Genomic DNA, 25,365 nt, shown 5'->3' with positions numbered 1-25,365 from the left:
CCCCCCCCCCCCCCCCCCCCCCCCCCCCCCCCCCCCCCCTTCAGCGGTCGCTGGCCAGCCAGCCGTCCCCCTGAAAGATGAGATCGTCCAGATCGCGCCAGGGCTCAGGCTGCGTCGGACGCTGTACTTGGATCATCTGATTTTCTTCCATATCGAGAACTTCCTCCCTCTGTATCTGATCGCGGCGCCGGTGGTCCTCCCACCGGCGTACACATCAGTATATGCCGCGGTCCATGGAATATGTGCTCGAAACCGTACACCCAGAGAGAGAAAATTTTTTGCGGCAGGCGTTCAGCCCTCCCCGCCGCTGTCCCGGAGGATGCGGGAGCTGTTGATCAGGATCACAAAGGCTCCGATATTGTGGAGGAAGGCCCCGGCCAGGGCGGGGATCACCCCCACGGCGGCCAGGATCATCATAATGAGGCTGACGGAGAAGGCGATGCCGATGTTCTGATACATGATGCTCTTGGTGCTCCTGGCCAGGGACATGACAAAGGGGATGTTGTTCAGGTCGTTGTTCATAAGGGCGATGTCGGCGCTCTGGATGGCCACATCAGAGCCCATGGCCCCCATGGCAATGCCCACGTCCGCCTCTGCCAGGGCCAGGGCATCGTTGATGCCGTCTCCCACCGCAAGCACATGGGCGTCCTGCCTCAGCCGCTTCACGTGCTCCAGCTTCTCCTCCGGCAGCAGGTGGAAATATACCTGGTCGATCCCTGTCTGCCGCTGGACCTTCCGGGCAGCGAACTCCCGGTCGCCGGTGAGGAGCACAGTCTGTTCCATCCCGTCCTCGTGGAGCCGGCTCACCACCTCCTCAGCCTCCGGACGGACGGAGTCATCAAACATGAGGCAGCCCAGCACCCGCCCATTGTACACCACCCAGTTGGCGGGACCCCCTCCGGTGTCCATATGGGGGTCCTCCGGCTGGTAGCCCAGGGACTCGATCCAGTGCCGTGAGCCGAACAGGATCTCTTCCCCGCCCCGGGTCCCGGTCAGTCCTTTGCCCGCGGTCTCCCGGACCTGGAACCCCTCCTCATAGGGGATGCCCTCCCCCTCTAAGGTCTTCATTAGGGAGCGGGAGATGGGGTGCATAGAGCTGCACGCCACGCAGCCGCCTCTGGCGAAGAGCTCCTCCCTGCTCTGGGCCTCCTGAAGATAGAAGCCGCTGATGGAAAGCTCCCCCCGGGTGATGGTGCCCGTCTTGTCAAAGATCACAGTGGTGATGTTGGTGAGCTGCTCCACGAATTTGGCGTTTTTGATGAGGATGCCCCGCTTGGTGGACACCGCCAGGGCAGCGATCATGGGGGCGGAGCTGACCAGCATGTGCCCGCAGGGACAGCTCACCACCAGCACGGCGATGGCGTTGGAGATATTTCGGCTGAGCAGAGCGGTGAGGGCGGCCACGATGAGGGCCAGCGGGATGTAGTAGTGCATGAACCGGTCCACGATCCGGATCTCAGGCACGGTGATGCTCTGGGCCTCCTCCAGCAGGCTGACGATCTTGGTGAAGGAGGTGTCCTGATATTCCTTCTCCACCCGGACCTTGATCATGCCGTCCAGGTTGGTGGTGCCGGCGTACACCGTGTCCCCTACGGTCACGGCGGCGGGCAGGGGTTCACCGGTGAGGGATTTCTGGTCGATGTTGGAATTGCCCCAGATTACGGTGCCATCGATGGGCAGGCCCATGCCAGGTCGGACAATGATGATGTCCCCCCGTTTCAATGCCTGGACCTCCACCGTCACCTCCCCATCCTCAGTTTCCAGCACCGCGTCGGTGGCCTGCATCTGCTTAAGGCCCTCGATGGCGTCCCGGCCTCCCATGATGCTCCGCTCCTCCAGAAAGTGGACCACGCTGAGCACCACTGGGATCAGGATGGCCAGCTCGTGCTGCCCAGTGATGTAGCAGGCCAGCACGGCGATGGAGACCAGGATCTCCATGGCGTTGGTCACGTCCCGCTGGAGAAAGCCCCGGATGGCGGTCGCCAGCAGGGGCAGGCCCTCCACCAGCACGCCCACAGAATAGATCAGCCCCGCCACCGCCGTCTGCTCCGGGAAGATCCCCTTATAGAGCAGTCCGGTGACCAGACAGACCAGGGCTATCATGGCGGTGGTGATCTCCACCGAGAGCTTTCGCTTCTCCCGCCGGGTCAGGTCGGCCCCCTGGCTGTCCTCCAGCAGGTGGACCGCGGTATTCGTCAGGTTCTCCATAGCCGTCCCTCCTCAGGGCAGAAAGATCTGGGGCGTGTTGGTCCCCTCGGGCAGCACGATCTTGCCGCCCATCTGGTTGAAGATGGTGACCACCTTTTCCCGGAACACCCGCTCGTAGACCACGTCCCGGTTCTGCTGATACTCCTGGAACAGGCCGTAGAACTCCGCCACCTGGTCGTTAGCCCGGTTGATCCGGTCGTGCTGCGACACCTGGGCGTCGCTCACCAGCTTATCGGCGGCGGCGTTGGCCTCCGGGATCACCCGCTCCCGGTACTGGTTGGCCTGCTGGATGCGGGTCTCCTTCTCCACCGAGGCGGCGTTTACTTGGTCGAAGTGGTATTGCAGGGCGCTGGGGGGCTTGATGCTCTTGAACTCCAGGCTCACGATGCTCACCCCCATCTCCATCCCGTCCAGGATGGCTTGGGCCTGGCGGATGACCTCGTTTCCGAACTCCGCCTTCTGGTCGGTGAGCAGGCCGTCCACGCTCTTGGACGCCGCGCAGGAGGTCATCACGCCGCTGACTACGCCGTTGATCTCGGTCTCTGGGTCACTGTTGTACAGGGCGTACTCCACCGGGTCAGAGATCTGATACTTCAGGGTGGCATCAATGTGGATGATATTCTCGTCCCCTGTGATCACATAGCCGGTGTCCTCGATCTCCGCATAGGTGGGGTCAGCGGAGGCGGCGTGAGTGGTGATGGACACCTCATGCACCTTTCCCACCGGCACCTTGATTACCTCGTCGATCACATAGGGGAATGCCAGCAGCAGGCCCGGCTCCTTCACCTGCTCCTCCCGGGTGTCCCCCACCAGCCGTCCGAACCGCAGCACCACCGCCACCTCGTGGTTATTGACCACCCGGATGCCGGAGCAGCAGATCAGCGCCACAAGGATGACGATCAGCCATTTGCAGTAGCGGATGGCGGTGTTGATGATGGCAATGAACCGCTGAGAATCCTTCATCTTCCCTCACCGCCTTCAGTCATCGCCGTAGAGCACGTCGAATGGCGGGGTGTCCATGGTGATGATCATCACCGTGTCCTCGTCCACCGAGTTCTCCAGGGCAGCCAGCTTCTGTAGGAATTCATACAGCTCTGGGTCCTGGCTGTGGGCCGAGGCATAGATCTCTGCCACCTCCCGCTCCGTCTCCGCGTTGATGGCGGCAGCCTCCTCCCGGCCCTCGGCCACGATGGCGGCCACCTCCGCATCCGACTCGCTCATAATGATCTGGGCGTCCCGCTCACCCTCCGCCAGCAGCTGGTCGATGTACTTCTGCCGGTCCGCCTGCATCTGGGTGAACACGCTCTGCACGTTGGTGGCCGGCAGGCCCACCCGCTTCAGCCGCAGCTCATGGACCTGGATGCCGTACTGTTCCAGAGCGTGGGACTGCACCTCCTGGAGCATGGCGGCCTCGATCTCGTCGATCTTGATGTCCTCCTCGTCCAGGGAGACCAGAGCGGACAGGTCATAGTTGCCCATGGTCCCATTTTTGGCGCTGGTGACCAGGTCGCTGAGGTAGGTCTCCGCCAGGGCGGTATCCCCCACGCTGGTGTAGTACCGCAGGGGGTCGGCGATGCTCCAGATGGTGTAGGTCTGCATGATGACATTTTTCTTGTCATGGGTCAGGGTCTCCAGGTAGCCGGAGTCCAGATACCGCTTCCTGGCGTCCTGGATCTGCACGTCCTCAAAGGGCCAGGGCAGGCGCAGGTACATCCCTGCCTGGGTCACCTCCGACCGGACCGCGCCGAACCGGGTCACCACCGCGTACTCCCCCTCGTTTACCTTGAACACAAAGCCAAAGAAGCCGATGATGGCCGCCACGATCAGGGCGAACATCCACTTGATGATGCGGTTCCCTTTCATATCATGTCCCCTCCTCACCCGGCACTGCGCCGGTCTCCGCCTGCGTCCCCGCTGTCTGTGTCTCCGCCGCCTGCTCCCCGCCGGCGCCTCCGCCGTCAAGGCCGCTGAACCACCGGCTCCCCGAGCCGCCCAGTCCGAAGTTGGCATACAGGGCTCCGGCGTCCACCCCCGGCCCTACGATATACTTTCTCTGCTGGGCCAGAGCCTGCTGGAAGCTCTCCAGATACCGGTCCAGCAGATAGGCCTCCGGGTCCAGCAGATAGGCCTCGATGCTGGCATTGTATTTCTGGATCTCCGCGTTGGCGCTGGAGACCCGCTCATCCCGCTGGATGCCGGCGTCATTGATAGCCAGCTGTTTGTCTGCCTCGGCCCCCTCCCGTGCCACCAGAGCCTTCCCTTCCGCGGTGAGGACGCTGGTCTTCTTCTGGATGCCCGCGCTCACCACGCTCTGGTAGATATCCGCGATGGCCACCGGCGGGTGGATGCTGGCCAGTGTGACGCTCATCACTTCCAGCCCCAGCTCCGCCTCCCGGGCATATTCCTTGAGCTGCTCCTCGATGCGGTGAGACAGCTGGCTGCGGTCCTCACTGATGATGGTGTTGATGTCCGTATGGATGGTCTCCCCCATCACCACCTCATAGCCCTTGGCGTTGAGCACGTCCTCCGGACTGCTGTACCGGGTCAGGTAGGTGTACAGGTCACTGATGCGGTAGGTGATCTTCAGGTTGATGGCCACCAGCTCATTCCCGTTGCCCAGCAGGAGAGCCTGTTCCTCCCCCTCGTGGGGGCGGGTCCACAGGTTGTTCTTGTTGTTTACGTCCCCCTCATAGCCCACGATCATCCCCTGAGGCTGGGTGACGTTGTAGATCTTCACCTCTTCAAAGGGCACCGGAAGCTTGAAGTGCAGGCCTGGCTCCAGGATATCCTCCCGCGCCAGACTGCCGAAGCGGTACAGCGCCCCCTGCTGATAAGTCTCCACCTGCACCACACAGGTGGACAGCCACACCAGCAGGAGCACCGCCATTGCGCAGGAGGGCAGGATCATCTTGATGAATTTCAGGCTCCACAGGGAGCGCATGGAGATGCCGGTGTGCTGCTCCAGCCAGGTCAGGGCCCCGCTGCCCTTTTGTCCCCCGTAGTAGTACACCGGGAACAGGATGTACAGACGGAAGACCAGTTCCTCCCGGTGCCGGGTCATCTTCACTGCCACGCTGACAGCCGCCATGGCCGCCACATAGAACCAGCAGCCCAGGATGACATAGTCCACATACTGGCTGACGCTGAACAGCCCGGTGAAGGAGGTGACCATATCCGCCATCAGGGCGGCTACAGCGATCTTGTTGAGCACCATCAGGTTGCAGATGCTGGCCGCATCCGGGTTGGTGTCCAGCTGCATGGACCACCAGCGCTCCACACAGGCGTAAAGGATGAAGGACACCACGCATACCACCATGTGCAGGGGAGCCACGGCCCCAGTCACATCCTCCCGGGGCTTCAGGGTGAAGAGATAGAATCCCACCACCAGCACGGTGACCACTACCAGCAGCATGGTGGCATTGACGCTGTCCACCGCGTCCCGCTTGGCCTCCCGCTTTTCCTCTCCGGCCTCCTCCGGCGCAGCCTGGGCTGCTCCCAGCGTCTCCGCCCCCCCTTCGGCCGTCTCCTGCTCCCGCCGGACCACATATGCCCGATACCAGAGCAGGATAGCGCAGATCAGCAGCAGCACGCTCTGCATGATCTGAAACAGGCCAAAACGCAGCACCGTATAGGTATTGACGCTCTCGTTCATGAAGAAAAACAGCATCCCGATGCCCAGCAGGATCATGCTGGTGATCAGGTATTCCAGCTGCTTGGCTCGCTTCTCCACTCCGCTCCCCCCTTATCCCTGGGCGCTCCCGCGCCCGCCAGATCCCTCACACAGCGCCCGCAGCAGCGCGCGCAGCAGCTCCCCCGTCTCCCGGTCCGTCCAGCTGGGCAGGGTCTGGAAGGGCTCCGCCTTCTCGGCCAGGTCCCCCTCCTCCCGCCGGACCGCCTGGACATAGTCCAGCAGCTTCTCCCCCAGGGGCCGCCCAGCCCAGCGTGCCAGGCTCTCCTCCATAGCGGCAAAGCCCCCCGGCAGGGCGCCGAACCCGTTGTAGCAGGCCACCAGGGTGCCGTGTTGGTCCTCCGCCTCCGCCGCCCGGCCGTACCAGACTGCGGCCAGGGTCTCCGGCCCTTCCCGCTCCGGCAGGTCCTCCTGCCGCAGGCGGAGGGGGCGTTCCCCCCGCCTGTCCGCCGCCAGGGCGGCGTACCCTTTCAGTACGGTCAGCTGCCGCTGGAACCGCCGCTGGTCCGTCCCCTCCAGCCCCGTAACCAGGACGCCCCCCCGTCCGGGAGCCAGACGGAGGCCCTGCCACTCCAGCGGTGCCTCCAGCACCGCTCCCTTCAGCTCATACTGGTCCTGTCTCACACACATCCTCCTCACAGGGGGGCAGGGAGACGGTGACCACCGTTCCCTCCCGCTCCACGCTCTCCAGTTCGACACTGCCGCCGCACTGCTCCACCACTTGCTGTACGAAATTCAGTCCCAGTCCGCTGGAGCTACGGATGGAGAATCCCTTCTCCCAGATCTCGCCCAGCAGCTCCCTGGGAATCCCTGTCCCGTTGTCCTCCACCTGAAAGCGGATCTCTGCCCCCTCCGTCTCCTCGACCCTGATCCAGATCTTGCCGTCCGGCCTCCGGACCGCATAGGCGGCGTTCTCCACCAGGTTGATGAGCACCCGGGAGAATCGGATCTTGTTGATCCGGATCTTCGCCTCTGGAGCCCGGTTCTCCGTGTGGACCAGGTCCGCATACTCCGCGCTGGAGATCTGGGCCATCACGGCGTCCAGCAGCTCTTGGGTGGTCACCACGCTCCGCTGCTCCTCGTGCAGGATCTCGGAAATCATGCTGCTCATCCGGTCTATCATAGTCTCGATCCGCTCCAGATACTCCCCTTCCGTCTGGTCCCCTCTCCTGCCGGCGGACAGTTTGACCACCCCCACCAGGGCCTGCATGCTGGTCAGAGGGGACTTCAGATCATGGACCAGGTGGCGCAGTTCCATATAGGTCCGGTTCTCCAGGATGCGCATCCGGGTCTCCATCAGCATGTGCTCGTTGAGCTCCTTCTGCTCGCTGATGCGGCGGATGTTGTTTTCATCCACCACCAGCAGCAGGAGCAGCACGGACATGAAGAGGAACAGAGCAAAAAAGATGGTGGCCATGGCCTGGAGAAAGCTGTCCGCCTGAAGGAACTTGGAGACGAGCTTGATGTCATAGGAACTCTCTCCTCTGCCGAAGGGAAAATTCCACAGCAGAGGCATCATGTCCAGGAATTGCAGCGCCGTGATGAAAAAGGCCACCATGAGCCCCTTCTTCATCAGCCCCACAAAGCTGAAATCGATCTTGGCCAGCACCCAGATCATGGCGATCATGGACAGGGCCGGAATTCCGAAGTCATAGCGGATGCCATAGATCCGGTTGATGAGGAGATACACTCCGGGGATCAGGATGCCCACCGCAGCGATAGACGCCAGCAGCCGCCGTCTCAGCTCCATGCCCCGGAAGGTCTCCACCAGAAAAAACACGCCCATGTAGTGGGGATAGGCCCGCACCGCATTGAGCACCACCAGCTTCAGCGCCGCCAGCAGCACGTAGATCTCCTGCCCCTGATAGATGCCGTTCATCAGCGTGCGGTAGATACCGGTGTTCTCCACCGTCACCAGGGCGGGCATCAGCACTCCCAGAAGCACCAGGCCCCAGCCGATGCACCGCAGGTCCCGGTCCGTTCTTTTTCTGGCCTCTGCCGTCTGTCCCAGCTCATGCTCTCGTTTCAAGTCCATCCCCCTCTTCCCCTGCGGTCCGCCCAAGGAATAACCGCAAGCCTTGCCCTGGATGCCCGGGGCAAGGCTTGCCGTGTCTTTTCTTTTGTATCCCGAGTCCGGCTTCGGGCCGCTGCACGCTCAAATCAGGCCGTAGTACCGCAGCACGTACTCCACGATGTCCAGCTGGTCTCCGATCCGGCGCTCCAGCTCATAGCCCCGGTAGGTCTCCACTGTGATGGTGGGGATGCCCAGCTGGGTGGTCACCGTATTGTTGATGCTCCCGATGGGGCCGGGTCCATAGAAGTTGAATCGCTCGGAGCACAGCTCGCCGGACTCCGTGGCCATCAGCATCTCCAGGTACATGTCGCTCATTTCGCTCAGGTCGGTGTAGATCAGCGAACTGCCCAGGAAATCTTTGTTCTCCGCGTTGGCCCGGGCCTCGTGCAGGTCAAAGAGGAACACCGGGTCCACCCTCTGGATGTCCTGGTAGATGGAGTCGGCCACCCGCTGGGCCATATTCCCCTCCGGGTCCCCCGGGAAGGACCGGTTCAGATCCTCCTGCTCCGTCACATAGCGGACTCTGGGGTCCGCCTCCGCGCCCCAGCGGTTGGCTGGGGACAGGATATGGACCGTCCCGGCCCGGATGCCGATCTTCTTGACCAGGTTCCCGGTCATCCAGCCGGCGATCTCATCCCCGTGAACTCCCGCCACGATGTAGATGGTGGGTCCCTCCTCCTCCCCCTGGAGCACCGTCACCTCATTTTCGATGTCGGTCCCCTCGGCGAGCTTGTAGGTGCTCACCTGGGTGGGATGATCGCAGTCTGTGAAGTAGTCCCCAAAGTCGCCAGGCACCATCTCCGCGGGGTCGAAATCATAGGGCGGGTCGATGACCACCTCCGCACCGATCTCCGGCCGTTCGATGGCCTCCCGGCGGTCATAGCCGCTCTCCTCCTGGGAGGCGGAGGCCGGCGCCTCGCTGCCTGCGGGGGCCGCTCCGCTCTCCGCCGGGGCGGAGGTGCTCCCCGGCCCTGGGGCGGCGCAGCCGGTGAGGGCCAGGGCCAGGAAGAGACTCAACATCTGCTTTTTCATGCCTTCACCTCCCAACTTTCCGCGCTCAGTCGGGAGCGAGGAACTGCCCGATGTCCGCCGCCATATCGACATAGGACGGGATACCGTTGATGACCAGGTTGCCCAATCCCAGCTCGTTGAAGGCCACCGCGAACTGAGCCACGCCGGTGACATGACGGGCTACCCGCTCAGAGATGGGGGCGCCGTCCGCGTCATAGCCGAAGTCATACAGACGGCCGTAGCCAGCCGCCTTCAGATAGTACTTATCCTGTCCGGTGACCACCAGGTTTTCGTCGGTCTTTCCTCTCAGGCGGCCCTGGGAGGGGTTGGAGGTCTCCATCAGCAGGGCCAGGGTATCGGTGTAGTCGCCCAGCTCCCGGTGGGTCAGGCCGTGCAGGTTCTCGGGAGAGGGCTCCAGGCCGATGCTCATTCCCTCCAGCTGCATGTTGATCAGCGCCTGGGAGCCCAGTGACAGGGCATCCTGATGGGCCACGATGGTGTTGATGGTGGGGTACTCGGGAGATGCCTCGTGGAGGTCCACCGTGATGTCGATGCCCTCCTGTTCAATGAGCTGGGTCACGCCGTAGCTCATTTTCTCGGTGAAAGTGCCATCGGTACGCCCCGGGTAGGAGCGGTTGATATTCCGGGTCTCGGAGCCGGACAGCCGCTGTCCGGAGGAGGCGTGGACATAGATCTCCGGGTCGGGCCACTGGTGGATGGGGTTGGTGGCCCGGGAGCCGAAGCGGAACCAGCGCTCCCCGTTGGGGGTGTCGATGGTAAAGCGCATGGGGGCCCCCTCCTGGGGGTCAGTGCAGGTGAAGGCGCTGTTGTTGGTCCGCGGGATGACGTACAGGGTGCCCGCCTCAGGCTGGGCGTTCTCAATGAGCAGGACGGCGGCCACCAGGCCGGAAGGCTCATTGGGGTGGGTGCCCCCCAGCACCAGCATGGAGTCCCCCTCCTGCTCCCCCTCCAGCACATAGACCTCCGTGTCTCCGGCGGTTCCCTCCAGACCGGGATACCAGTCGGACAGCATCTTGATCTCTGTCACTCCGGGGCCTGGGTAGATGGGCTCCACCTCCCGCATGGAGAGGAACTGGCCGGCCAGATACACGATGGCGGCGGCGGCCAGAGCCAGCAGGATCAGGGCGGATAACCAGCTCTTTTTCACTTCGATCTTCACTCTGTCCACCCCCTCATTTGATCAGCAGCAGCCGCAGCACCAGCGGGACCACCACCAGCGCGGCGTCGATCTGCAGCATCAGGTTCTTTTCCCGCACCATATTCTTGATGACGAATACCAGCAGGAAGAGCACCAGGCCCAAATAAACATATAATAACATGCTTTCCCCTCCTATCTCAAGTCAGGAACGAAAGGTTGCCGGACACCAGCAGGGTGACCAGGCCGTACAGGATGCAGACGATGAAGGGGATGGCGCAGTGCCGCAGCACCCGGGAGTACTTCTGTTCCACGATCTGGGCCGCATAGTTGCCCGCCAGGGCCGTGGGCGGCATCAGGTCGCCCATGGAGCAGATGAAGGACAGGGCGGCGGCAATGACGATCTGGTCGCCGGTGTCCAGCAGGGCCAGCAGGAAGGGGACGCCCAGCACAGAGGCCGCGCCGTAGGAGGACACCGCGCCAAAGGCGGGCATCACCAGGCAGACGGCGGCATACAGGACGATGAGGCCGAAGCCGAAGCAGCTGACCACGATGTAGCCCCGCACGCCGGTGAGGGTCATCACCTGGATGAACATGCCCACGCCCATCAGCTTGCCCAGCACGGGGACGGTGGTCTCCACAGCCTCCGACACTGCCTGGATGGCGTTGAACTTCTTGCCGGTGAACAGGCCCACCACGCTGCCGATGAAGAAGATCAGCGGCATTCCCAGGGATGGGAACACGTTGGGGAGAGCCCGGCTGCCCACCATGAGGACGATGACCACCAGGATGGGGATGTAGAGCTTGAGCCCGTACTGTTTGCCCACCTCCAGGTTCAGCCCCTCTTTGATCTTGTCGTAATCCAGGTGCCGGCAGTAGCGCAGGCCCACAAAGAGGACGGTGAAGATGGCGCAGGGGAAGGTCATGAAGGCCAGGGGGCCCTCAAAGCCGATGTAGGGCATATCCACGCCGCCGGCGATCAGCATGGCGGGGATGTTCACCGGGGGGGCGGCCATGCCCATGATGGCGCCCACCGCCAGGATGGCGCCGGTCTGGGGGGCCGGGATGCCCATCATCAGCAGGATGGGGGCCACGATAGCGCCGGCGGAAAGCACCGCGGCGGTGGAGGAGCCCGTGATCATGCCCGGGAACATGATGATGAGCATCAGCAGAATCAGCATGACCGCCGGGACCTTGTGGAAGCGGGAGACGATGACGGCGTTCAGGGCCTCCAGTGCCCCGGATTTTTGGATCACCGTCATAAAGATCATGGCCATGGAGATGATGAGCACCGTATCCATATAGACAAAGGTGCCCTCGAACAGATGGCGCAGGGGGATACCCTCCCCACCCACCAGGGCGCCGGCGATAGCGCCGGCCGCCATAGACAAGCTGACCGGCAGCTTCAGCAGGAAGTTCCCCAGCAGGAACACGCCCAGCATGACCAGGAATATTACCAGTTCAAATTCCAATCAAATCCCTCCTGTTCCGGAGTATTCGCGGGAGTCGGGCAGACGGCCGCCTCTGCCGGCGGAGCGTCCGCTTTTGGGAAGAGGCCCCACCCGTTTTGACAGGCGGGGCCTCCTTGCAGTGCAATGGGGTTCAGGCGCCGAAGATCTCCTGGAGCGGGGTCACAGCGTCGGCGATGGTGTACAGCATGGTGATGGGGATGCCGGCGTCGGTGGCGGCGTCAGAGAACTTGCCGTCGTCGTTGCCCTCCTCCACTACCATGATGTAGTCGGCACAGCCCAGGGCCAGGTCGCTGAACTGGTCAGACAGAGTGCCCCGGCGGGCGGCGCCGCCCATGTGGGCCACGATCACGGTGATGTCGTTGTCCTTGGCGGTCTGGGCGATGGCCTCAGCGCGGGCGATCTCGTCCTCCTGGGAGATGCCGGCCGCGCCCAGCCCCTTGGAGGAGGCTCCGCTGGCGATGATGATGGTCTTGTATCCGGCGGCGTCCTCTGCGGAAGCGGTGGCGTCGAAGGTGTACTCAGCTCCCACCTTCTTCATCAGGGCGTCCAGCATGGATACGTCGGCGCTCTGGCCGAAGGAGGTGATCAGGACGGGGGCGGAGACCTGGTCCTTGGTGAAGGTGCCGTTCTCCGTCACCACCCGGTTGCTCTCGCTGGTGCGGAAGGTGTAGCCGCTCTCAGCACCGGTGGAGGCGCCGCCGCTCCCGGCGGGGGCGCTGGTGCTGGTGGACGGGGTGCTGGTCCCCGGGGTGGTGGTGCTGGTCCCGCCACCGCCGCAGGCGGTCAGCAGAAGGCTGCAGCTGAGGGCCGCGGCCAGGAGCATACATACGTTGCGCTTTTTCATTTTAAGTTCCTCCTAAGATCATTTCAGTTCTATGCTTGATCCCGGTCCTCCGGGACTTGGCACCTTACCAGTCGAGTCCCTCAGGCCAGGGACTTCAGGGTGGCCTCCAGGCCGTTGGCGATCATTTCGTTGGCATCGGGCAGGCCGGAGATCTTCAGGGGCTTGTCGGGGTACATCTGGTCGAAGGTGTTGATGATCTCCGCACTCATGCTCATGTGGTAGGCGGTCCGCTTCTCGATGGGCCAGCCGTTCTCGTCAAAGTCGTAGGAATTGGGGAACAGCCCCGCCCGATGCATGGCCAGATAGTTGCCCGAGATGCCGTCCTTCACCAGCTCCTCTGTCACCTTGTCGTGGTAGCTGCCCATGGCGGGGTTGCAGGTCTCGAACAGGGTGCACAGGGCGTCGGTATTGTCGCCCAGGCCCCGGTGGGACAGGCCGTAAGAGGTCTGGCCGGAGATCTCCATCTTCAGGGGCAGGTTGTTGATGACGCAGTTCATCACAGCGGAGGAGCCCAGAGGCATGGCGTTCTCATGGACCACCAGGGTGTTGACCAGCTTCACCGACTCGGCACCGGCCTCGTGGCCGTCATAGATGAAGTCGATCTGCTCGGTCTGGATAAAGTTGTAGATGGCGTAGCACACCATCTCGGTGAGGTAGCCCTCCTCCAGTCCGGGGTGGTTGCGGTTCAGGTTGCGGATCTCCGCGATCTCGTCGTGGCGCAGTTCCCGCTTGGAGGTATTCAGCCGGTAGTTGGGGTCGGGCCACTGGTGCACCGGGTTGGAGATGCGGGTGCCGATGCGGAACTCCCGGGTGGAGCCGTCGGACAGCTGGAAGGTCATCTTGTTGGCCTGGGCCAGCAGGGGCTGGGTGTGGCTGTATCCACTGTTGTTGGCCCGCACCATCACATAGAGGGTGCCCTCTTCACACTTCACGTTCTCCAAATAGGTCACGGCGTTGAGCATGGAGCCCACCTCATTGGTGTGGGTGCCGCCGTAGATCAGCGCCTTGCCTCCGGGGATCCCGCTGTCAAAGACATAGATATCCACGTCGCCCGGCGTGTCCTTCAGGTTGGGATTGTAGTCGCTCAGCCGGATCACACCGGTGATGTTGGGATTTTCGGTGTACAGCACGTCGTCCTTCTGCTGCTGGAGATAGATCTGCCCTGTCAGCACGCAGACCAGGGCCACCACGAGCAGAACGGCAATGTTTGGGATCAGACTCTTGTTTTTCATTTCCGTTCCCCCTTCATTTGATCAGCAGCGCGCGGAGGATCAAGGGGAAACAGATGATCCCCAGACTCATCACATGGGCCAGCGATCTCTCCCGCACGATGTCCCAGATCACCACCAGGGCCAGGACAGCGACGATGATCCGATAGATGATGAACAATGCAGCAATCATTCTTCGTCCCCCCTTAAATCATCAGGAACTTCAGCGATGAACCTGCCACCAGGAACACCACGATGGCGGCGGTCAGCACCAGCGTGAAGATGATGTTGCGCTTGACCACCTCAGTTCCGGTGACCCCAGTCACCCCCAGGGTCTCGCCCACCGTCTCCGCCAGGCTGCCCCGCAGGGCCAGGAGCATGCTCATGGCGATGGCGGCGCCTACCGCCATCATGGACAGCTCATAGCTTCCATAGTTGGAGTTGCTGACCAGATAAGTGGCCAGCGCCCCCACCACATAGGCGAAGGGGGTTCCCAGCAGCAGACCGCCCGCCAGCACCAGCAGTCCCAGTACCAGGGCGATCACTGCGCCGTTGATGCCGGCGATCTCCATCTGGGCGGAGAGGGTGCCGTTGACGCCCACCAGGTTGAAGGTCTCGACCACAGAGGCATAGGCCAGGATCAGGGCCAGCTCCACCGCCACGGTGCGGATGCCGTCCGCCGCCGCGATCAGGGGGTTGGCTCCCTTGCACTTGAAGATCAGGGCCAGCACGAAGCCGATGAGGTAGATCACCGGATACCCCCCGTAATAGGGGATCAGGAAGTACAGGAAGTTGTAGCAGAGCACCAGCACCGCCACCACGGCCAGGGGGATCAGGCAGACCGCGCTGCCCGTCTTTTCCACGTTCCCGTCCGCTTCCCACTCCCCCAGCACCCGGCGCCCGGCCAGGGCGCAGTAGACGATCAGGGCGGGGAGGGCCAGGATCAGGATGGGGAGAAAATATCCCTCAAAAGCGCCGGGATAGAGCCCCTGCCGGGCAATGGTGGGGGCCATGGCGGGTACGCACAGGGGAGGCAGCAGCATGCCCATCAGAGCGCCCACTGTCACCACCTCCACCACTTTGCTCTTCTCCATCCCCTTGTCCAGCAGGTAGCGGCCAGCCATCAGGCCAGTGGTGGCCACGCTGGCCAGGGCCGTGCCGGTGATCATGCCGGGCAGGCCGATGAACAGGATCAGGATGAACATCTGGGCGGCCGGGCTGCGCTTCTTCCCTACCACCTTGGCGAACAGGAACTGGAAGGTCCCGTTGACATACAGCAGATAGGAGAAGGCTGCGCCGCACAGCACCCACATCAGGGTGTCCACAAAGACGAAGGGACCCTCGGTGACCTCTCTGAGCCGGAAGCCCAGCCCGGCCACCAGCGCGGTGATCAGGCCCGCCACGAAGATAAGGGGCGCGATCAGGCCGCTTTTCCCTTTGAACAGAACGCTGACCACCGCTACGACAGCCAGCATGACAGCCAGCAGCAGATACGCTTCAGTCAAATTCACTCATTACCACTCCTTGTAACACGCATTCCGGCCGGGTATCTGGGGTCCCCGGACCGGATCAGCCAATCGGAGATCGGGGCCCGTGCCCTCCCCGGAGAGCCGGGGAGGGCCGTCCGTTCCCGTTCAGCCGGCAGGAAGCCGGACCGGGCCCGCGGAATGCCGGGTCTTAATAGGCCAGGGCCTTATAGCCGCGTCTGGGGTCGGCGCCGGCATAGAAGATGCCGTTGTCCCGGTCCAGATAGATGGCTGCGATGCCGCCTACCGCCATGTTGTACTCGCCTACGTCCTTCATCTCGTAGCCGATCCCCTCCATCTGGGCCACCAGGTCCGGATCGAAGCGGGGCTGCTCGATGCTCACCCGGGCGGGGGAGTCCATGCCGGAGCGGTTGATGGCCATGGCGCGGGGCTCATTGATGGCCTGCTGCACATTCATGCCATACAGCAGCACGTTGTTGATAATGGTGGCCACTGCGGGCGGGATGGCCAGGGAGCCGGGGGAGCCCACCGCCATGATGGGGTTCCCGTCCTGGAGCACCAGGCTGGGAGAGATGGTGGAGCGCACCCGCTTGCCGGGCATCACATAGTCGGGGCTGTCGGGGTTCTCATGGTCCAGGTTGCCGATGTGGCTGTTGTAGAAGAAGCCCAGACCGGGGGCCATAAATTTGCAGCCCCAGCCGTTGCCCAGGGTGTTGGTGGTGGAGACGATGTTGCCGTACTGGTCGATGACGGCGATGTGGGTAGTATGCTGGCTCTCCTCCGCGGTGGGCTCCAGCTTGGTGACCGGCAGGTCGCTGAGGGGCACAGACTCCATGGCCTGCATGTTGTCCATGTCGATAAGGGCAGCCCGCTCGGCGGCGAACTCGTCGGAGATCATCTCCTCCACAGGCAGGTCATAGAAGGCGGGGTCGCCGATGTAGGTGTAGGAATCCACCAGGCCGATGCGGCAGGCCTCGTTGAAGATGTACTGGTACTCCAGGGTGCTGGGGTCATACTGAGAGATGTCCTTCTCCTCCATGATGTTCAGCATCTCCAGCAGCCAATCGCCGCCGTTGGAGGGAGGGGGAACGGTGACCACTTCATAGCCGTAGTACTCGGTACGGATGGGCTCCCGCTCCGCCACGGTATAGGTCGCCAGGTCCTCCATGGCCATCAGGCTGCCATTGGCCTGGAGACCGTCCACCATCTTCTGAGCCAGCTCGCCGGTATAGAACTCCTCGATGCCGCCCTTGGCAATGGCTTCCAGGGTGTCGGCCAGGGGCTCGTTCTTGAACAGATCGCCGGTCGCATAGGGGAGGCCGTCGTTGGTGTAGATGGCCGCAGCCTCCTCATTGGCGGAGATCATATCAAAGGAGTCCATGATGGCATTGGCCAGACGCTCCTCGATGGGGAAGCCCTCCCGGGCCAGCTTGATGGCGGGGGCCATGACCTCTTCCGGGGTCATGGTGCCATACTTCTCCAGGGCGGTGAGCAGACCAGCCACCTGGCCGGGGACAGCGGCATTCTTGGCCGTGGCAGAGTCTGTCTCCGGATTGTACCAGCCGGGCTCCACCGCCACGGGGACAGTCTCCATGTACTCCAGGATCTCGTACTCGTGGTTATCCGCCAGATAGATGTTCATCATGCCGCAGCCGCCGATGCCGCTCAGGTTGGGCTCACACACGCCCACTGCGAAAGCGGTGGCCACCGCCGCGTCCACGGCGTTGCCGCCGGCCTGCAGGATCTCCAGGCCGGCCTGAGAGGCGTACACGCTGCCGCTGGATACGCCGCCGTGGGTGCCGATGGCGCCGTTTCCGAACTCATCGCCCTCCATGGTCTCAGGGATCTCGGGGGTCTCCGGCTCAGAGGCAGCGGGCTCTGAAGAAGCCGCGGGAGGGGTGGAGCTGGCTGCCGGCTGGGTGGTCTGTCCGCAGCCCGCCAGCAGGGACAGCATCATTGCAAGTACAAGAGCCAGTGCGCTGAATTTCGTTGTCAGGGACTGATTATTCCGTTTCATATGCTCTCCTCCTTATTGATGTAACATTTTTTACCTCGCATACATCTCCTCATGGGCCTTCTTTTCCTCCCTTCTCATTCCGTTTCAAATGCCCATCAGACTTTTGGTATCTGTATGCGCTGGCTTTCTCAATAGGCCAGTGACTTGTACTGCCGGCGGTTATCTCCGCCCGCATAGACAAAGCCGTCGTCCGGGTCCACCAGGACCACGCCCACACTGCCCAGGCTGGTGTTCCAGTCCTTTCCGGAGTCCACCTCATAGCCCGCGTCGATCAGGGCCTGGATGGTCTCCTCCGGCAGCCGGGGCTCGGCGTACACCTTCAGCGGGGCGCTGTACGAGGTGAAGATGGCCCGGGGCTCGTTGATGGCCTGCTGCAGGTCCATGTCGAACAGCAGCACTGCATTGAGGATCTGGACGATGGCAGGCGGGATGCACCAGCTGCCGGGGGAGCCGATGGCCATGATAGGCTCGCCGTCCTTGACCACCAGGGTGGGGCACATAGTGCTCATGACCCGCAGGCCGCCCTGGACAAAGTTGGGGTTGTCTTTTTCTGCAATGTCCAGCTTCTGGTTGGACAGGTGGGCGTTCAGGGGGAAGCCGGTACCCGGAGCCACGATACAGGATCCGAAATATCCGCCGATGGTGTGGGTGGTGCTCACCATATTCCCAAACTCGTCAATAACGGAGACGTGGGTGGTGGAACCGCTTTCCGGCGCGGCGGTGGTCAGCTTCTCAAAGGGGAGGCCCTCCCCGGGAACAAGAGTGGGGTTGACCTTGCCGTCCTTGGGCATGTCGTTCTCCACCCGCTCCTTGGCGTACTCCTTGGAGATCAGGGTATCGATGGGCAGCTCATAAAAATCCGGGTCCCCGAAGTAGGTGATGCCATCCGCCATGCTCAGCCGCAGAGCCTCGTTGAAGGTGAACAGATATTCCGGGGTGTTGAAGCCCATAGAGACCAGGTCGTAGTTCTCCAGGATATTGAACATCTCCAGCATGGGGGCGCCGCCGTTGGAGGGCGGGCCCTGGGTCACGATCTCATAGCCGTGATAAGTGGTGCTGATGGGCTCCCGCTCCACGCTGGTGTAGCTGGCCATATCCTCCATGGTGAGCAGGCCGCCCAGGCGCTGTACCTCGTCCACGATGGTCTGGGCGATGCTCCCCTTGTAGAACTCGTCGATGCCGCCCTCCGCGATCTTGCGCAGGGTATCCGCATAGTCGGGGTTGGTGAAGTGGTCCCCCACCGCATAGGGCAGGCCTTCGTTGGTAAATATCTTGGCCGCCTCCTCGTTCTGCACCAGTTTGTCGAAGCTGGCCGAGGCCCGCTCCTCAAAGCTGATGTGGACATCGAAGCCCTCCTCCGCCAGCTGGATGACAGGGGCCAGCACCTCCTCCCGGGTCATGGTGCCATACTTCTCCAGGGCGGTCAGGGCGCCGTGGACCTGTCCAGGGACGGTGACCAGCATGGCCCCCTTCTTCTCATTGATCTCGTCCAGAGTGTCGATGCCCGCCGCCGCAGGAGCGGTCTCCATGGCCTCGATACAGATGTACTCGCCCGTCTCCTTCAGATAGATGGTCATGAAGCTGGCGCCGCCCAAGCTGGTGGCACCCGGCTCGGTGAGGCTGTTGGCAAAAATCATGGCCACCGCGGCGTCCACCGCGTTGCCCCCCGCCTCCAGGATATCCATGCCGATGCGGGAGGTGTACTCATTGGCGCTGACCACCGCTGCCTGATAGCCCACCGCGGCGTTGCCGTAGGTATCTGTGGTCAGCTCGGGCAGGGCGGGCTGTTCCGGCGTCTGCGTGCTCTGGCTGGCCGCCGGGGGCGTGCTGCCGGCCTCCGGAGAACTGCTCTGGCTCCCGCCGGGGCCGCATCCGGTGAGCAGTCCCGTCAGCAGGGATAGGGTCAGGGTCAGGGCCGCCAGCGAGGATCCAATGTGTCTGCGTCTGTTTCCCATTTTGACTCTCCTTTCCAATAGGGCCGTGCGTTCACCTTATGTTTTATTTCCGTCTGTTCCAGCTTATTCCTCCCCCCATTGTGACGGACGGCAGCGACCATCTGCGTCCACCATAATTCTAACTAAATCTATCATACAGCGCCCCCATTTCATTGTGCAATTTTTTCTCTTATTTATTTCTGAAATTTTAAAAATTTATGAACAGGCCACTCTTATCCTTTTTTGATCCGTCATTTTTTCCCTTTTATTTCTAGTTTTTTCTCATTTTTCTCTTCCGACCTCTTTTTTAGGCCTCTTCCCTTTTATATTTTTATTTGTCTATTTTGACCACAGCTTTTTCTGTCCCGGACAATGAGAAAGCGCCGGCCAGCCCAATGGCTGACCGGCGCTTTTTGTCCCGCATTATAGTCCTGTTTCGGGCTTTTCCCCGTCGCCCGCCTCCCGGATCATCCGGTAGCGCTGTTTGGGGCGCCCCACCTTTCCATAGTGCTGGCTCACCTCCACCCGATTCACCGACACCAGATATTGCAGATATCGGTAGGTGGTCTGATAGGCCAGCCCCGTCCCTTCCGCGATGGCCTCCACAGGCTGGTACTCGCTGACACTGCGCAGATAACCCTCTATCAGGCTCAGTGTGCCCTGCCCAATGCCCTTCACCGGCTCCTCTGTGCTCTGGCGGTTCTCCCGCCGGCTCTCCACCAGACGCACGTGCAGCTTGATACGGGCGATGATGTCCAGGGCCTTCACCGGCTTAAGCACGAAGTCGCTCGCCCCCGCATCCAGGAACTGGTCGGCCACCCGCTGGTTGTCCTCGATGGTGAAGACGATCAGCGGCACCTCCGGGTCCTCCCGGCGCAGCATCTCCACCCCTTTGACCCCGTTGATCTTGGGGAGATGGTAGTCCATCAGCACCAGATCCGGGCGGCAGGTCCGGAACTTTCCCACTCCCTCCTCCACATCCCGGGCAGAGATGGCCTCCCAGCCCTGGGAGTTGAACAGGGCCCTGAGGGCGTACTGGATCTGTTCCTCGTCGTCAATGGTCAGGATGGTCAGCGGACGATTCTGTCTGTCCATGGTATCCTCTCTCCTCCTTCCGCGCGGTCCCCGCGCTCCTCCTCACCCATCGGCACAGAGCCAGCAGCACCGCGGCCCCAGCCAGTCCCAGGAGCAGCACCGCCCCGGGGTAGTCAGTCTCAAAGTAGACGGCAGAGGTCCCCCGCTCCGGCCACTGGGCCGGGTCATAGGGCAGTCCGTAGTCCGCCGCCAGCTGCTTGATGTTCAGAAGATTGATCACCGGAAGCCCCTGGCTGAGATAGCGCTGCACCAGCCCGCTGTCCTCTGTCAGCCGGACAATCTTCTCCGGGGAGAGCAGGCCCTGCCCCAGGCTGATGCCGCTCTCCCCCCGCCCCATGGAGGTCACGTTGCCTCCCACTGCCACAAAGCAGTCGATGGGGCCCTCCTGCTGATAGAGCTGCTGGCGCAGCTCCAGATTGCGCCGGTAGTCCGGCTCCTCCAGCAGGAGCAGTCCCGCCTCCGCCAGCCGACCCCGGATCTCCTCTGCGCAGGCCGGGTCCATCCCCCCGCCCACATCGCCTCCCCCGCCCAGGGTGACGGCCGCGCTGTCTGTCTCCAGCAGCCCGTCCTCCACCAGCCGGTGGGCCATCTCCGGGAAGGTGAGGGCGGGATGATTGGCCCCGTAGGTGGATGCCCCCACTGACGAGATATAGATCAGTTCCACGCCCATCACCTGGCAGGCGGCGATCACCGCCAGATCCATGGCGGGGAAGGAGCCGGAAAAGCCGGCCCCCACGGTGTCCCCCGATCGGACGCCCGCCTCGTGGAGCAGGCGGACACACAGCGCACCCATTTCCGGCCAGGCGGTGGTCCGCTTCGCCTCGATGGCCCCCAGGGTGGTGGTGATCCCGGTGTAGCTTTCCCCGATCATGCCGGTCTGATGGTAGTCCAGCTCGCTGAGGGGGATGCCCAGCTCCTCCTTGTAGGTGCGCACCTGCCGGAAGCAGTCCTCCAGCAGATCCGCCGCTGCCAGCTGCACAGCGGCATAGCCCGTTTCCGTTCGGCGGCCCTGTCCCGCCGCCAGCGCCGCAGTCCCCCAGGCCAGCAGTGCGCAGGCCAGCAGGAGGGCCAGCAGCTTCCGTTCCCGCTTCGCTCTGCTCATATAGGAAACACCTGCATCCCCTGCCACATCATGATCAGCGCCAGGATGCCCACCACCGCCGCCAAAGGGACCAGAGACTTCAAAAATCCCTGCCGTTCCAGCTCCTGAGCCATGATGCCCGGTACCAGCACCCCGATCATTCCCGGGTCATAGGCCAGCAGGCCCAAGCTGGTGACCGCCAGATCGATGGCAAAGGAGAGCAGGACCATGACCGCAAAGCGCCGGCGGCCGTACAGGATCATCACATTGCCCAGCAGTTTGGCGATGCCCCAGGCCGCCACGGCCACTGCCAGGGTGTAGACGATCCTCCAAGGCGTCTGAAGGCACAGGGCGAGGTAGCCGGGCACGATCAGGCCCGCGGGCGACAGGCCGGTCAGCTCCACGAACAGCAGGCTGATGGCCACCCCCGCCAGTACGATCTCATAATACACTCTGCTCTCCCTCCTTCCGTACCCGCTCCATCAGTGCCTTACCCGGGCCGGCCAAGTTTCCAGCGGCAAAGATCATAGTGTCCGCCCCCCGGCTGTCCAAGGGCAGTGCCTCCGCTCCAGGAAACAGCCGGACAGGTGTGTCCGGCAGGATATGCCGCAGGGTGCGGCGCACCGCCCGCTGGGAGGCACCGATCAGCCAGATCTCCTCTGGCTCCAGCCCCCGGGCCACCATCATCATGTGCTCCGTCCGATATCCCCGGTCCGGCCGGTTGTTGATCAGCAGCACCAGCCTCCGGCCCACCATTCCTGGGCGGCCGGCCACCCGGTGGTAGTCCAGCTGGGTGGACTGTGGATCGTTCACCGACATGGCGTTGACAAAAGCCGCCCCAGAGGGCAGGCGGAATAGGGACAGGGCATAGGGGTCCGGCTGATACCTCAGGATCCCTTCCAGCGCCCGATCCCGGTCCACCCCGATCTCCCGGCAGACCGCCAGGGCCAGAGCTACATTTTCAGGAAAATCGAAGTCCGGCAGGCCGCTGTCCGGCTGGGCCAGCTCCACCCGGCAGTTTTTTCTGCGTCCGTTGGTCCGAAGCTGGTCCAGGAACGCTCCGTCTGCCGTGAACAGGGTCCCATTCCAGGGGATTGTGTTGGAGAGGGAGTCGCAGATCTCCTCCAGCGTGGGCCCCATCTCCGCAGTGTGGTCCAGCCGGACATTGGTGATGACTCCGATGTCCGCCCGCACCATCCGGTGCTGTGAGACGGCCTGGAGCGCCGGGTCCACCGCCATACACTCGATCACCAGGATCTGGGCCCCCTCCCGCACCGCCCGGTGGAGGACCCGCACCTGTTCGCTGATGTTGGCCCGCCCCCGGCGGACCAGAGGCCGGGCCGTTCCGTCCACCCCGATAACCATAGGCACGGTGCCGGTGGTCTTGCAGAACACCTTCCACCCTCCCGCCCGCAGGCCCCCGTCGATCATCCGGGTCACAGTGGATTTCCCCCGGATGCCGTTCACATAGACCACGTGGACCAGCTCAGAGCGGTCCCGCCGCACCTGCCGGTCCTCCAGAATCAGCAGCGCCAGGCACACCGCCAGCAGAAGCAGGATCAGCGCTGACACGGCTCCTCCCCCCTTCTCTCTTCCAGGTCCCCCGTTCTCAGGACCTGTCCCGGACAATAATATGCACGCCGTTTTGTCTGATTGCTTATTATAGCAAAGAGCCTTCTATCTTTCAATTGAACGGCCGGCAGGGCCTGCTTTGCTTTCGGCAGCTTTTTGTCCTTTTTGTGTGTACATCTGTTCTTTTTTGATTTTCCGTTATCTGGATGATCTGTCGAATTCTTTTTTACCGCACTGCACAAAAAGTCCGGCCCCCTCTGCTGCTGGGAAGCCGGACTTCTTTTACGCCGGACCGGTGCTCAACAGCCGGATCAGGCGGATATTTTTCTGCGTTTCAGATATCCCACAGCCTTTCCGGGTAGAGCCCGGACTGGGTCATAGCCGCAATGGCGGCCACCACCTGGGGCTTATCCTCCCGATAGGTCACACCATACCACTTGTCGGTGCTGCGCAGCACCTTGACCCGGGCCCGCTTCTCCTCCAGCAGCTGTGTCACCACACTGGGCAGGAAATACTCCCCCTTCTGGGGGTCCTCTGCCAGTACCTGGTCCAGAAACGCGGGGAAGCGCGCCTCCGCCTCCCAAAGAAAGCTGGGGGTGAAGCCCCAGAGGTTCATGGACACCACGGTGTCCCCCGGCAGACGGGTCCAGGTCTCCCCGCCATCCACCGTGGAGCGGGCGTCCGCCCCGGCCTTCTCGATGTGGGTGTGCTCTGTGACACGGAGCAGATAGTGCTCCTCATCCTCCTGGCACACCCCCCGGGCCACATGTCCGTGCTCCGTCACCGTATTGCCCAGCAGATAACCCACCATAGCAAATTCATAGCACCCCGGCTTGTCCGGGTGCTCCTCCAGATAGCGGTATATCTCCCGGAACGCCTCCGGCCCGTAGTAGTCGTCCGAGTTGATAACTGCGAAGGGGCCGTCCACCTCCTTCCGGGCAGCCAGCACCGCGTGGCAGGTCCCCCAGGGCTTCACCCGCCCCTCCGGGACCCCGTACCCGGCGGGCAGGTCCTCCAGCTCCTGATAGGCGTACTTTACTTCAATGACCCGGGAGAGCCGGTCGCCGATGGCGGCCCGGAATTGCTCCGCAAGCTCCCGCTTGATGACGAATACCACCGTCTCAAAGCCGGCGCGCCTGGCGTCGTAGATGGAGTAATCTATGATGAGCTGGCCGTTGGCCCCCACGGGATCAATCTGCTTCAGACCGCCGTATCGGCTCCCCATTCCGGCCGCCATGACCACAAGCACCGGTTTTTCCATACTTCCACCCCCTCTTATCTTCCGTATCCGTCCGGATTCATGGACTGCCACTTCCAGGAGGAGGCGCACATCTCCTCGATGCCGTAGCGCGCCTTCCACCCCATCTCCCGCTCTGCCCGCTCCGGGTCCGCATAGCACTCCGCAATGTCGCCCGGCCTCCGGGGATCCACTACATAGGGCAGGGTCTTTCCGCAGGCTTTCTCATAAGCGCGCAGGACCTCCAGCACGGAGTAACCCTTCCCGGTCCCCAGATTGCAGACGAACAGGCCGCACCTCTCCTCCAGCTTCTTCAGCGCGGAGACATGGCCCCGGGCCAAGTCCACCACATGGATATAGTCCCGCACCCCGGTGCCGTCCGGCGTGGGATAGTCGCCGCCGAACACATGGAGCTTCTCCAGCTTCCCTACTGCCACCTGGGCGATATAGGGGACCAGATTGTTGGGGATGCCGTTGGGGTCCTCCCCGATCAGCCCGCTCTCGTGGGCCCCGATGGGATTGAAATACCGCAGCAGGGCCACGTTCAGGCTGCTGTCCGCCACACACAGGTCGGTGAGGATCTGCTCGATGAAAAGCTTGGTCGTCCCATAGGGGTTGGTGGTCCCCCCCACCGGGAAGTCCTCCCGGAAGGGCACCCGGCCGGGATTCCCATAGACGGTAGCAGAGGAGGAGAACACAAAATCCTTCACGCCGTGCTTCCGCATCACATTGAGCAGGACCAGGGTGTTGACCAGATTGTTGGTGTAGTACTCCAGGGGCTTCTCTACACTCTCCCCCACCGCTTTCAGGCCCGCGAAATGGATGACTGCCCGGATATCCGGGTGGCTCTGGAACAGCGCTTCCACCTGCTCTGGGTCGCACAGCTCCGCCTCAACGAAGGGGACTTGCCTTCCCACGATCTGCTCCACCCGCCGGATCGCTTCCCGGCTGGAATTCACCAGATTGTCCGCCACCACGATGTCATATCCCGCCTGGATCAGCTCCACACAGGTGTGGCTGCCGATATATCCGGCGCCACCGCTCACCAAAATGGACATAGATTGCTCCTTTTCTGTCATGATCCGCTCTCCCTTGGAAAGCTTCTCTGATCAATGTTACGGCCCCATTATAATCTCTAAACATAAATCACGCAACCGATTCCGTCTCTTTCTCGTCTCTCAAAAATAAAAATGTCTACCAAAAGTCTACCAAAAAAGGGCGGCGGGGGCCTGGAGTTTCAGGGCCTTGCTGCCCCTTCTGTTTTCATGTGTCTACCAAATG

At 62.5% G+C, this 25,365-nt stretch carries 22 protein-coding genes; all 22 read right to left on the bottom strand.

The annotated features are described in order from the left end of the window. Positions 1-291 precede the first annotated feature (291 nt). Complete coding sequence (locus NE584_RS15075; protein WP_108979910.1) at positions 292-2,208, bottom strand: cation-translocating P-type ATPase; 1,917 nt, start codon at positions 2,206-2,208, stop codon at positions 292-294. A gap of 12 nt (positions 2,209-2,220) precedes the next feature. After that, positions 2,221-3,171: an FtsH protease activity modulator HflK gene (hflK, locus tag NE584_RS15070; protein WP_050622736.1), complete on the bottom strand. Its 951-nt coding sequence runs from the start codon at positions 3,169-3,171 to the stop codon at positions 2,221-2,223. Between the two features lie 15 nt (positions 3,172-3,186). After that, complete coding sequence (hflC, locus tag NE584_RS15065) at positions 3,187-4,071, bottom strand: protease modulator HflC (RefSeq protein WP_077138676.1); 885 nt, start codon at positions 4,069-4,071, stop codon at positions 3,187-3,189. A 1-nt stretch (position 4,072) separates the two neighbouring features. Continuing rightward, positions 4,073-5,938, bottom strand: a complete 1,866-nt coding sequence (gene hflK, locus NE584_RS19925) for a protease modulator HflK (RefSeq protein ID WP_108979912.1) — start codon at positions 5,936-5,938, stop codon at positions 4,073-4,075. Positions 5,939-5,950: 12 nt separating this feature from the next. After that, positions 5,951-6,520 (bottom strand): hypothetical protein, encoded by a 570-nt coding sequence (locus NE584_RS15055; protein WP_256183145.1) that lies wholly within the window; start codon positions 6,518-6,520, stop codon positions 5,951-5,953. Beyond that, a complete protein-coding gene (locus tag NE584_RS15050) occupies positions 6,501-7,931 on the bottom strand; it encodes a HAMP domain-containing sensor histidine kinase (protein ID WP_050622740.1) in 1,431 nt (476 codons plus the stop codon). Before NE584_RS15050 ends, NE584_RS15055 begins: the two co-directional genes overlap by 20 nt. A 120-nt stretch (positions 7,932-8,051) precedes the next feature. After that, entirely contained in the window at positions 8,052-9,002 is a 951-nt protein-coding gene (locus NE584_RS15045) for a succinylglutamate desuccinylase/aspartoacylase family protein (RefSeq protein WP_256183144.1), read from the bottom strand. 25 nt (positions 9,003-9,027) lie between these two features. Then, on the bottom strand, positions 9,028-10,161 hold the full coding sequence (locus NE584_RS15040) for a succinylglutamate desuccinylase (RefSeq protein WP_242850263.1): 1,134 nt from the start codon (positions 10,159-10,161) through the stop codon (positions 9,028-9,030). Between the two features lie 13 nt (positions 10,162-10,174). Continuing rightward, positions 10,175-10,321: a hypothetical protein gene (locus NE584_RS15035; protein ID WP_170116193.1), complete on the bottom strand. Its 147-nt coding sequence runs from the start codon at positions 10,319-10,321 to the stop codon at positions 10,175-10,177. Between the two features lie 16 nt (positions 10,322-10,337). Beyond that, positions 10,338-11,609: a TRAP transporter large permease subunit gene (locus NE584_RS15030; protein WP_108979915.1), complete on the bottom strand. Its 1,272-nt coding sequence runs from the start codon at positions 11,607-11,609 to the stop codon at positions 10,338-10,340. A gap of 130 nt (positions 11,610-11,739) precedes the next feature. Next, positions 11,740-12,453 (bottom strand): DUF6305 family protein, encoded by a 714-nt coding sequence (locus NE584_RS15025; RefSeq protein ID WP_050622742.1) that lies wholly within the window; start codon positions 12,451-12,453, stop codon positions 11,740-11,742. A gap of 80 nt (positions 12,454-12,533) precedes the next feature. Then, on the bottom strand, positions 12,534-13,685 hold the full coding sequence (locus NE584_RS15020) for a hypothetical protein (protein WP_108979917.1): 1,152 nt from the start codon (positions 13,683-13,685) through the stop codon (positions 12,534-12,536). A gap of 13 nt (positions 13,686-13,698) precedes the next feature. Continuing rightward, on the bottom strand, positions 13,699-13,854 hold the full coding sequence (locus NE584_RS15015) for a hypothetical protein (protein ID WP_154669717.1): 156 nt from the start codon (positions 13,852-13,854) through the stop codon (positions 13,699-13,701). Between the two features lie 13 nt (positions 13,855-13,867). Beyond that, entirely contained in the window at positions 13,868-15,172 is a 1,305-nt protein-coding gene (locus tag NE584_RS15010) for a TRAP transporter large permease subunit (protein WP_256183143.1), read from the bottom strand. A gap of 166 nt (positions 15,173-15,338) precedes the next feature. After that, on the bottom strand, positions 15,339-17,165 hold the full coding sequence (ggt, locus tag NE584_RS15005; protein WP_050622745.1) for a gamma-glutamyltransferase: 1,827 nt from the start codon (positions 17,163-17,165) through the stop codon (positions 15,339-15,341). A 128-nt stretch (positions 17,166-17,293) separates the two neighbouring features. Further along, positions 17,294-19,120, bottom strand: coding sequence for a gamma-glutamyltransferase (gene ggt, locus NE584_RS15000; RefSeq protein WP_256183142.1), 1,827 nt, complete (start codon positions 19,118-19,120; stop codon positions 17,294-17,296). Between the two features lie 402 nt (positions 19,121-19,522). Further along, the gene (locus tag NE584_RS14995) at positions 19,523-20,194 is read right to left on the bottom strand and encodes a two-component system response regulator (protein ID WP_050622747.1); all 672 of its coding nucleotides are present in this window, start codon (positions 20,192-20,194) and stop codon (positions 19,523-19,525) included. After that, entirely contained in the window at positions 20,154-21,296 is a 1,143-nt protein-coding gene (gene pgsW / locus NE584_RS14990) for a poly-gamma-glutamate system protein (protein ID WP_108979921.1), read from the bottom strand. Before pgsW ends, NE584_RS14995 begins: the two co-directional genes overlap by 41 nt. After that, positions 21,293-21,727 (bottom strand): poly-gamma-glutamate biosynthesis protein PgsC, encoded by a 435-nt coding sequence (gene pgsC, locus NE584_RS14985; protein ID WP_050622749.1) that lies wholly within the window; start codon positions 21,725-21,727, stop codon positions 21,293-21,295. The genes pgsW and pgsC overlap by 4 nt, the downstream gene beginning before the upstream one ends. Continuing rightward, positions 21,717-22,847 carry a poly-gamma-glutamate synthase PgsB gene (gene pgsB / locus NE584_RS14980; protein WP_050622750.1) on the bottom strand — a complete coding sequence of 377 codons (1,131 nt, stop codon included), beginning with the start codon at positions 22,845-22,847 and terminating at the stop codon, positions 21,717-21,719. Before pgsB ends, pgsC begins: the two co-directional genes overlap by 11 nt. 334 nt (positions 22,848-23,181) lie before the next feature. Then, positions 23,182-24,108 (bottom strand): sugar phosphate nucleotidyltransferase, encoded by a 927-nt coding sequence (locus tag NE584_RS14975; protein WP_108979922.1) that lies wholly within the window; start codon positions 24,106-24,108, stop codon positions 23,182-23,184. A gap of 14 nt (positions 24,109-24,122) precedes the next feature. Continuing rightward, complete coding sequence (galE, locus tag NE584_RS14970; RefSeq protein ID WP_256183146.1) at positions 24,123-25,142, bottom strand: UDP-glucose 4-epimerase GalE; 1,020 nt, start codon at positions 25,140-25,142, stop codon at positions 24,123-24,125. Positions 25,143-25,365: the final 223 nt, after the last annotated feature.

The sequence above is a fragment of the Clostridium sp. DFI.5.61 genome, assembly GCF_024462915.1.
In the GTDB taxonomy this organism is placed as follows: domain Bacteria; phylum Bacillota; class Clostridia; order Oscillospirales; family Oscillospiraceae; genus Lawsonibacter; species Lawsonibacter asaccharolyticus.
Note: the sequence above shows the minus strand (reverse complement) of the source record. Positions and strands in the feature narration are given on the sequence as shown.

What these genes read in the sequence shown, in the direction of transcription:
- NE584_RS15050 (WP_050622740.1), bottom strand. Translation starts at nt 7,931, where the DNA reads ATGGACTTGAAACGAGAGCATGAGCTGGGACAGACGGCAGAGGCCAGA.
- NE584_RS15025 (WP_050622742.1), bottom strand. Translation starts at nt 12,453, where the DNA reads ATGAAAAAGCGCAACGTATGTATGCTCCTGGCCGCGGCCCTCAGCTGC.
- galE (WP_256183146.1), bottom strand. Translation starts at nt 25,142, where the DNA reads ATGTCCATTTTGGTGAGCGGTGGCGCCGGATATATCGGCAGCCACACC.
- hflK (WP_050622736.1), bottom strand. Translation starts at nt 3,171, where the DNA reads ATGAAGGATTCTCAGCGGTTCATTGCCATCATCAACACCGCCATCCGC.
- ggt (WP_256183142.1), bottom strand. Translation starts at nt 19,120, where the DNA reads ATGGGAAACAGACGCAGACACATTGGATCCTCGCTGGCGGCCCTGACC.
- NE584_RS14975 (WP_108979922.1), bottom strand. Translation starts at nt 24,108, where the DNA reads ATGGAAAAACCGGTGCTTGTGGTCATGGCGGCCGGAATGGGGAGCCGA.
- pgsW (WP_108979921.1), bottom strand. Translation starts at nt 21,296, where the DNA reads ATGAGCAGAGCGAAGCGGGAACGGAAGCTGCTGGCCCTCCTGCTGGCC.
- ggt (WP_050622745.1), bottom strand. Translation starts at nt 17,165, where the DNA reads ATGAAACGGAATAATCAGTCCCTGACAACGAAATTCAGCGCACTGGCT.
- NE584_RS15020 (WP_108979917.1), bottom strand. Translation starts at nt 13,685, where the DNA reads ATGAAAAACAAGAGTCTGATCCCAAACATTGCCGTTCTGCTCGTGGTG.
- NE584_RS15045 (WP_256183144.1), bottom strand. Translation starts at nt 9,002, where the DNA reads ATGAAAAAGCAGATGTTGAGTCTCTTCCTGGCCCTGGCCCTCACCGGC.
- NE584_RS15075 (WP_108979910.1), bottom strand. Translation starts at nt 2,208, where the DNA reads ATGGAGAACCTGACGAATACCGCGGTCCACCTGCTGGAGGACAGCCAG.
- NE584_RS14995 (WP_050622747.1), bottom strand. Translation starts at nt 20,194, where the DNA reads ATGGACAGACAGAATCGTCCGCTGACCATCCTGACCATTGACGACGAG.
- hflC (WP_077138676.1), bottom strand. Translation starts at nt 4,071, where the DNA reads ATGAAAGGGAACCGCATCATCAAGTGGATGTTCGCCCTGATCGTGGCG.
- NE584_RS15015 (WP_154669717.1), bottom strand. Translation starts at nt 13,854, where the DNA reads ATGATTGCTGCATTGTTCATCATCTATCGGATCATCGTCGCTGTCCTG.
- NE584_RS15035 (WP_170116193.1), bottom strand. Translation starts at nt 10,321, where the DNA reads ATGTTATTATATGTTTATTTGGGCCTGGTGCTCTTCCTGCTGGTATTC.